General features: G+C 73.3%; 6 protein-coding genes. 3 read left to right on the top strand and 3 right to left on the bottom strand.

The window, feature by feature from the left end; translation table 11 throughout:
- The 3 genes from BN12_RS16830 to BN12_RS16820 all read right to left on the bottom strand — a co-directional run.
- Positions 1-1,896: transglutaminase family protein (locus tag BN12_RS16830; RefSeq protein ID WP_162233098.1), on the bottom strand; the 1,896-nt coding region annotated here is incomplete at its 3' end.
- On the bottom strand, positions 1,893-3,152 hold the full coding sequence (locus BN12_RS16825) for a DUF58 domain-containing protein (protein ID WP_048554274.1): 1,260 nt from the start codon (positions 3,150-3,152) through the stop codon (positions 1,893-1,895). The genes BN12_RS16830 and BN12_RS16825, both read right to left, overlap by 4 nt.
- A gap of 6 nt (positions 3,153-3,158) precedes the next feature.
- Positions 3,159-4,202, bottom strand: coding sequence for an AAA family ATPase (locus BN12_RS16820; protein ID WP_407667808.1), 1,044 nt, complete (start codon positions 4,200-4,202; stop codon positions 3,159-3,161).
- Positions 4,203-4,528: 326 nt separating this feature from the next.
- Between BN12_RS16820 and mraZ the strand changes: the two genes are divergently transcribed.
- From mraZ to BN12_RS16805, 3 genes are all read left to right on the top strand, one after another.
- Positions 4,529-4,960, top strand: coding sequence for a division/cell wall cluster transcriptional repressor MraZ (mraZ, locus tag BN12_RS16815; protein ID WP_048554272.1), 432 nt, complete (start codon positions 4,529-4,531; stop codon positions 4,958-4,960).
- A 144-nt stretch (positions 4,961-5,104) separates the two neighbouring features.
- Positions 5,105-6,085: a 16S rRNA (cytosine(1402)-N(4))-methyltransferase RsmH gene (rsmH, locus tag BN12_RS16810; protein ID WP_048554271.1), complete on the top strand. Its 981-nt coding sequence runs from the start codon at positions 5,105-5,107 to the stop codon at positions 6,083-6,085.
- The gene (locus tag BN12_RS16805; protein WP_048554269.1) at positions 6,082-6,972 is read left to right on the top strand and encodes a hypothetical protein; all 891 of its coding nucleotides are present in this window, start codon (positions 6,082-6,084) and stop codon (positions 6,970-6,972) included. The genes rsmH and BN12_RS16805 overlap by 4 nt, the downstream gene beginning before the upstream one ends.
- Positions 6,973-7,047: the final 75 nt, after the last annotated feature.

Raw genomic sequence — 7,047 nt, 5'->3', positions numbered from 1 at the left:
GACGAGCGTGCTCAAGGCGCCGAGGAGGAGGACGACGACGAACCAGACCCACGCGGGGAGGCTCTGGACGGTCTGCCACAGGCGCAGCGGCGGCGCCGTGTGCGGTGCGACACCGCCCGCGTTGTCCTGCTGGTTCTCGACGGTGCGCGGTGCCGTCGACGCGCTCGCCGAGCTCGTGTCCGTCGCCCCGGTCGCCGTCGTCCCGTCGTCGCTGGGCAGCGGGGCGGAGGAGTAGATCGGCGCCGAACCCGAGCGCGAGCCCGGCGTCGGGTCGAACCGCAGCCAGCCGATCCCGCTGAAGTACAGCTCGGGCCAGGCGTGGGCGTCGGACGCGCGGACGAGGTAGGAGCCGTCGGCCTGGAGGTGCCCCGGGAGGAACCCGATGGCCATCCGGGCCGGTATGCCGCGGGACCGGGCCATCATGATCATCGCCGTCGCGAACTGGACGCAGTAGCCCTGCTTGGCGCGCAGGAAGGCCCGCAGCGGGTTGCCCTGGTCGGCGGCGGTCAGCGGCGGCACCCGGAGGGAGTAGGTGAACCCCGGTCCGCGCAGGTAGTTCTGGATCGCCCGGGCCGTCGTGATCGCGTCGGCGTCCCGGGGCACGAGCCGGTCGACCGTCCGGTTGACGACGTTGAGGGAGCCCGCGTCGACGTCGACGTACGCCGGGTCGATGCCGCCGTAGTCGATGGTCTGGACCGTCGAGGCGCGCAGCTGCGCTTCCGTCGGGCTCAGCTTGAGGTAGTCGATGCGGTAGCTCGAGGGCCGGCGATCGGTGCGGATCGTGCCCGCGGCGGTCGTCGCCCACGGGGTGCGGCCCATCGACACGCCGACGGCGGGGAACGGCGCGGCGAGCTGGGGTGCGTCGATGCTGTTGTCCGTCACCGAGATCCGGGCGACGCTCCGCGTCACGTCGTCGGTCATGCCCTCGGGCGGGTTGGGCAGCCGGTCCCCGAACGTCGTGCTGTCGGGCGAGGTCCACCGTCCGCCGGAGTAGTCGGTGAGGACGTCGACGCGCAGCGGTTCGGTGACCGCCGCGTCGCTGCGGAAGCGCAGGACGGACCCCTGGCTCTGGCTGCGCAGGCTGCGGCTCACGTCGAGGCTGCTCGACAGCCGCATGCTGTTGCCCACGCCGACGCCGTCGGGGTTGCGTCCCAGGCCGTTGAGGAGGAAGCGTGCCGGCAGGTGGGGCAGCGCCATGGGGACGATGACCGCGAGGGCGAGGCAGCCGACCGCGAGACGTCGCCCGGCCGAGGTGTAGCGCAGCGACAGCGCCTCGTCGGCGAGCCGCCGCTCGGGGGCGTCGAGCGGCATGGGCATCCCCCACCGCCGGAACGACGCGACGCCCTGTCGTCCCACCATGAGGACCCACACGGACGCGGCGATGACGAAGTAGACGGCCGAGAGCCCGACACCGGAGTTGGCGGCCGAGACGAGGTATGCCGTGAGGAGAGGGAGGCCGGCGACGGCCGGCGCCCGGTAGGTCACCGACAGCGCGTCGACGAGGATCGCGACGGCCCCGGCGCCGAGCGTGATCCCCACGATGACGCCGCGGGTCGAGGGTGCCGGGGCCGAGTAGTTCTGGATCGTCGCGATGGCGTCGGCGAGGACCTTGTTCCACACGGCGAACATCTCGGGCGTCGGCAGGCCGTGCCAGAGGTGCCCCCGGCCGTGGAGGGCGACGGCGGTCAGGAGGGCGGCCACCGCCTGGACGAGGACGACGGGCCAGCGCGCCGTGACCAGGGTGCGCACCGCGACGCCGGCGAGACCGACGACGAGGATGACCGCGATGGCCGGCCAGAGGAAGCTGTCGGGGTCGAAGAGCGTCCGCAGAGGGAGCAGCACCGCAACGGTCGCGAGGGCGGCCAGCAGGGCGTCGACGGGGCGGGCCCTGGTCACCCCGCCACCACCTGTCGCTCGCCGCCGCTCACCCGGCGCCACGCCTCGTCGAGGGGCGCGTGGGCATCGACGACGAGCACCGACCAGCCGGCGCCGACGAGGACGGCGGCCGTCGCCTCGGCCGCCCCGTCGATCTCCTCGGAGCCGGATCGCGCGCCCCGACCGGTCCGGACGACGAAGGCCAGCCCGTTCGACCCCGGCTGACGCAGCGCGGCGAGCGCCCGCGCGTCGTCGTCCCCCATCGAGGCGACGACGGCGACGACGAGCCCTCCGGAGGCCGTCACCCCGCTCGCCGCGCGGAGGACGTCGGCGAGGGCCTCGTCGCCCGTCGTCGTCACCTCCGCGAGCGTGTCGAGGGCGTCCTCCTCGTCGACGTTCTGGTGGATCCGCGCGTCGACGTCCGCCCGCGGGGTGAGCAGGTGCACGGCATACCCGAGGTCGAGGAGGTGGCAGATGACGGAGGCGACGGCGGTCACCGACCACTCGAAGGTCGCGGACGTGCCGCTGCCGCGGTGCCGGGAGGCGCGGGAGTCGAGCAGGACCGTCGCGCGTCGCGTCGCCGGCCGGTCCTCCTGCCGCACCATGATCTCGCCCGTCCGCGCCGTCGCCGGCCAGTGGATGCGGCGCAGGTCGTCGCCGTCGCGGTACTCGCGGATCGACACGTCGTCCTCGCCGTGGAGGGCGACCATGTGCGGGATCGTCCCCTCCGCGCCGAGCTCGGACCCCTTGGCGCGGGCCGGTGTCAGCGGCACGACGCGGGGGAGGACGAGGACGTCGGTATGCCCGGTGTGGGCCGCCGCACGCAGGCTCAGGCCGAACGGGTCCCGGACCCGGATGGCCAGCGGCCCGATCCGGTGGCGACCCCGGGTGTGCGAGCGGACGGTGTACTTCAGGACACGGCGCTCGCCCGCACGCATCGACGGGACGACGAAGCGCGGGCGGTCGCCGAGGGCGTAGTCGACGTGCTCCTCGGCCATGATGAGCGGCGTCCGTCGTGGCCCGGGGTTGGCGATCGCGAGGTCGACGGTCGACACGCTGTCGATGGGCACCCGGGAGGGACGCACGGTCCGCTCGACCGTGATGCCGAGGTCGTGGTGCCGGGTGAGGAGTGCCGCGAGCACCGGCAGCGCGATGCACAGGACGCCGATCCTCGACAGGTCGACGACGCCGAGGGCCATCCCGGCGAGGACCATGACGATCCCCGCCGCGAGGACGGACTTCCCCCGCGTCGTGAGGTAGTCGGTGAGGCGGCGCATGGCGGGTCAGCGTCGGGGTGCCGGGACCCGTACGCGCTGGACGTGGTCGGACAGCACGTCCGCGGGCGTGCGCCGCGCCATCTGGGTCTCGCCGGTCGGGTGGAGGCGGTGCGCCCACACGGGGACGATCATCGACTGGACGTCGTCGGGCAGGACGTGGTCGCGGCCGGCGAGGGCCGCGTGGGCCCGGGCCGCGCGCAGGAGATGGAGCCCCGCGCGCGGCGAGGCGCCGAGCCGGAGCGCGGGGCTCTCCCGGGTCGCCGCGGCGAGATCGACGATGTACTGGGCGATCGACGGCGCGGCGTGGACGGTGCGGACGGCACGGATCATCGAGGTGATGGTCGCGGCGTCGGTGACCGGCCGCAGGGCGTCCAGGGGGGAGCGGTCGCCGTGGTTGAGCAGGAGGTCGACCTCGCTGTGGGTCGCGGGGTACCCCATGGAGATCCGCGCCATGAACCGGTCCCGCTGGGCCTCCGGGAGCGGGTAGGTGCCCTCCATCTCGATGGGGTTCTGGGTCGCCATGACGATGAACGGGTGCTGGAGGGTGTACGTCGTCCCGTCGACGGTGACCTGGTGCTCCTCCATCGACTCCAGGAGCGCCGACTGGGTCTTCGGTGAGGCCCGGTTGATCTCGTCGCCGACGACGACGTTGGCGAACACGGCGCCGGGCCGGAACTCGAAGGCGCGGACGTCCTGGTTGTAGACGCTCACGCCGGTGATGTCGCTCGGCAGGAGGTCGGGCGTGAACTGGATGCGCTTGACCGAGCAGTCGATGGACCGCGCGAGGGTCTTGGCGAGCATCGTCTTCCCGACGCCCGGCACGTCCTCGAGGAGGAGGTGCCCCTCCGCGAGGAGGACGGTGATGGCGACGCGGACGACGGGCTTCTTGCCCTCGATGACGGAGTTCATGGCGTTCGCGAGCCGCGTCGCGACCTCGAGCACCTCATCGAGGTTCGCGGTGCGGCCGGTCACGTCGTCGAAGGCGGGGTCCAGCCCCCGACCGGTCGCGAGGTCGGCGACGCGGTGGGGGTCCTGGTCGTAGTGGTCCACGCGAGGTCCTCCGTGGAGGGGCTCGGCCATGACCTGCGAAGGGGGAGTGGGCCCCGTGCCACCCGACCCGGCCTCAGACCTCGATCTTGCCTCACGAGCACACACAGGGGGAACGGGTTGAAGCGCTGTCCGGTTCGAAGGGCGTCGGACCGGCATCTGGTCCGCAGATCTCCTCCACTTTGCACCACCGATGCTGACCTGCGAAAACAGCGAAAGAAGTTCATGAACACGGCGTCTTTGGCGACTACAGAAGACAACAGTGGGGTAAAGTGGAGGACAGCGGATCGGGTCGGAGCCGCAGGGTCGAGCGAAGGGGAGGTGCGGCGGTGTTCCTCGGTACCCACACCCCGCGCCTGGACGACAAGGGCCGCCTCTTCCTCCCCGCGAAGTTCCGCGACCGGCTGGCCCCCGGCCTCGTCGTCACCCGCGGCCAGGAGCGCTGCCTCCTCGTCTTCCCGATGGACGAGTTCGTCACGGTGACCGAGCGGATGCAGGCGGCCCCCGTGACGAGCAAGAAGGCCCGCGACCACATCCGGGTCTTCCTCTCCGGCGCCTCCGACGAGATCCCCGACAGACAGGGCCGCATCACGATCCCCGCGGTCCTGCGCCAGTACGCGGGCCTGACCCGCGACTGCACCGTCATCGGCCAGGGCTCCCGCATCGAGCTGTGGGACACCGCTCGGTGGGAGGAGTACCTCGCCGCCAACGAGGAGAGCTACTCCGAGCAGTCGGAGGAGGTCGTCCCCGGACTCTTCTGACGCGCCTGCCGGCCGGCCTCCAGCCGCTCGTTCCGACCCGACTTCCCCCGGGCCGGGCCGCGGCGGATGGGGACCCGTCGACAGGAGCAACCACCGCCCACCCGATCCCCTCCACCCCCGACCCGGTCCGACGAGGAGCCCACGATGACCTCACGCGGTGCGGCCGCCGAGCGCCACGTGCCCGTGCTGCGCGACCGGGTCGTCGAGCTCCTCGCCCCCGCCCTCTCCGAGGCGGGGGCGGTCTACGTCGACGGGACGCTCGGGATGGGCGGACACGCCGAGGCGGTGCTCGAGCGGTTCCCCGAGGTCCGGGTCGTCGGCATCGACCGTGACGAGGAGGCGCTGGCCCTCGCCGGGGAGCGGCTCGCCGCGTATGCCGACCGGCTCCAGCTCGTCCACGCCGTCTCCGACGAGCTCGCCGAGGTGCTCGACGACCTCCGCCTCCCCGCCTACGACGCCGGCCTGTTCGACCTCGGCGTCTCCTCCCTCCAGCTCGACGAGGCCGACCGTGGCTTCGCCTACGCCAAGGACGCCCCCCTCGACATGCGGATGGACCAGGGGGAGGGGCCGACGGCGGCGGACGTCCTCAACACGTATGCCGCGCGCGACCTCGAGCGGGTGCTGCGGGACTACGGGGAGGAGCGGTTCGCCCGGCGGATCGCGACGACGATCGTCGCCGAGCGGGAGCGCGAGCCCTTCACGACCTCGGCCCGGCTCGTCGAGCTGCTCCGCCGGGTCGTTCCGGCCGCGAGCCAGCGGACCGGCGGCAATCCGGCCAAGCGGACGTTCCAGGCGCTGCGGATCGAGGTCAACGACGAGCTGGGCACCTGGCGCCGGGCGGTCGCGGCCGCGATCGGCCGGCTCCGGGTCGGCGGGCGGCTCGCCGTCCTCGCCTACCACTCGCTCGAGGACCGGATCACCAAGCAGGCCTTCGCCGCCGGCGCGACGAGCACGACGCCTCCCGGCCTGCCGGTCGACCTGCCCGAGCACGCGGCATACCTGCGGCTGCTCACCCGGGGCGCGGAGCGCGCCTCGGACGCGGAGATCGCCGCGAACCCCCGATCCGCATCGGTCCGGCTCCGGGCCGCCGAACGCATCCGCCCGACGAAGGGAACCTCGCGATGAGCCAGATGACAGCTGGGGCACGGGTCGCATTCCGGCCGCACCGCGCCTCCTCGGCCGAGGGTCGCGCGCTGCGGGTCATCCGGGGGACCGTCGACCGGCCGCGCGGCGGCGTCTTCGCCGCGATCTGCCTCGCGCTGCTCGTCGGGGGCTTCCTCCTCGTCCTCGTCCTCAACACCGCCATGGCCAAGGGGTCCTTCGTCCTCGACGACCTCCAGACGCGCTCCGGTGCCCTCGCCGACGAGCAGGACGGGCTGAACGCCGCCATCGACGCCCAGAGCGCACCCGCCGCGCTCGCCCAGCGCGCGCTGCGGCTCGGGATGGTGCCGTCGACGACGGCCGCGTTCCTCGACCTGTCCGACGGCCGGGTGCTCGGCGTGGCGAAGGCCGCCCAGAAGGTGCCCGGCTTTACGGTGATCACGTCGCCGACCCCGGTGCCGCCCAAGAAGAAGCCGGCAGGGAAGACGACGGTGACGACGAAGGGCACGGTGACGACGACGACGGTCGTCACGCCGAAGGCGAACGGGGTGGTCCAGACGGTGGCGACGAGCGTCGACGCGAAGGACGGGCACGCGGTCGTCGTGACGACCGTCGTCACCCCGGACCGCAAGGACAAGGCCGTCACCCGGACGATGCGGACGTCCGTCGACGCCGCGACGAGGACGGCGACCGTCCGGACCACCGTCGCGACGAAGGCCGTCGGCACGACCCCCGCCTCGGAGACCACGACGACGACGACGCGGCCCGCGACGGCGGCGGAGCGGGCCCAGCTGGCCAAGGCCGTCGCCGCGGCCCACCGCGCGGCGACGGCAAAACCCACCGCCAAGCCGGCCACCGCGAAGCCGACGACGTCCGCCACCGCGACGACCCGCACGACGACCTCGAGGTAGCCGCCGCTGTGACATCCCGCAGGTCGACCCCGACTGCACCGGAGCGCCCGGCACCGCGGCGTGCCGGCGCGCGGG

The organism is Nostocoides japonicum T1-X7 (assembly GCF_001046855.1).
Taxonomy (GTDB): Bacteria; Actinomycetota; Actinomycetes; order Actinomycetales; family Dermatophilaceae; genus Nostocoides; species Nostocoides japonicum.
The sequence above is the reverse complement of the archived record's forward strand: the minus strand, read 5'-3'. Positions and strand labels throughout refer to the sequence as shown.

Excerpts from the sequence above, each read along its gene's own strand:
- BN12_RS16825 (WP_048554274.1), bottom strand. The coding sequence starts at position 3,152 with ATGCGCCGCCTCACCGACTACCTCACGACGCGGGGGAAGTCCGTCCTC.
- rsmH (WP_048554271.1), top strand. The coding sequence starts at position 5,105 with ATGACCTCACGCGGTGCGGCCGCCGAGCGCCACGTGCCCGTGCTGCGC.
- BN12_RS16805 (WP_048554269.1), top strand. The coding sequence starts at position 6,082 with ATGAGCCAGATGACAGCTGGGGCACGGGTCGCATTCCGGCCGCACCGC.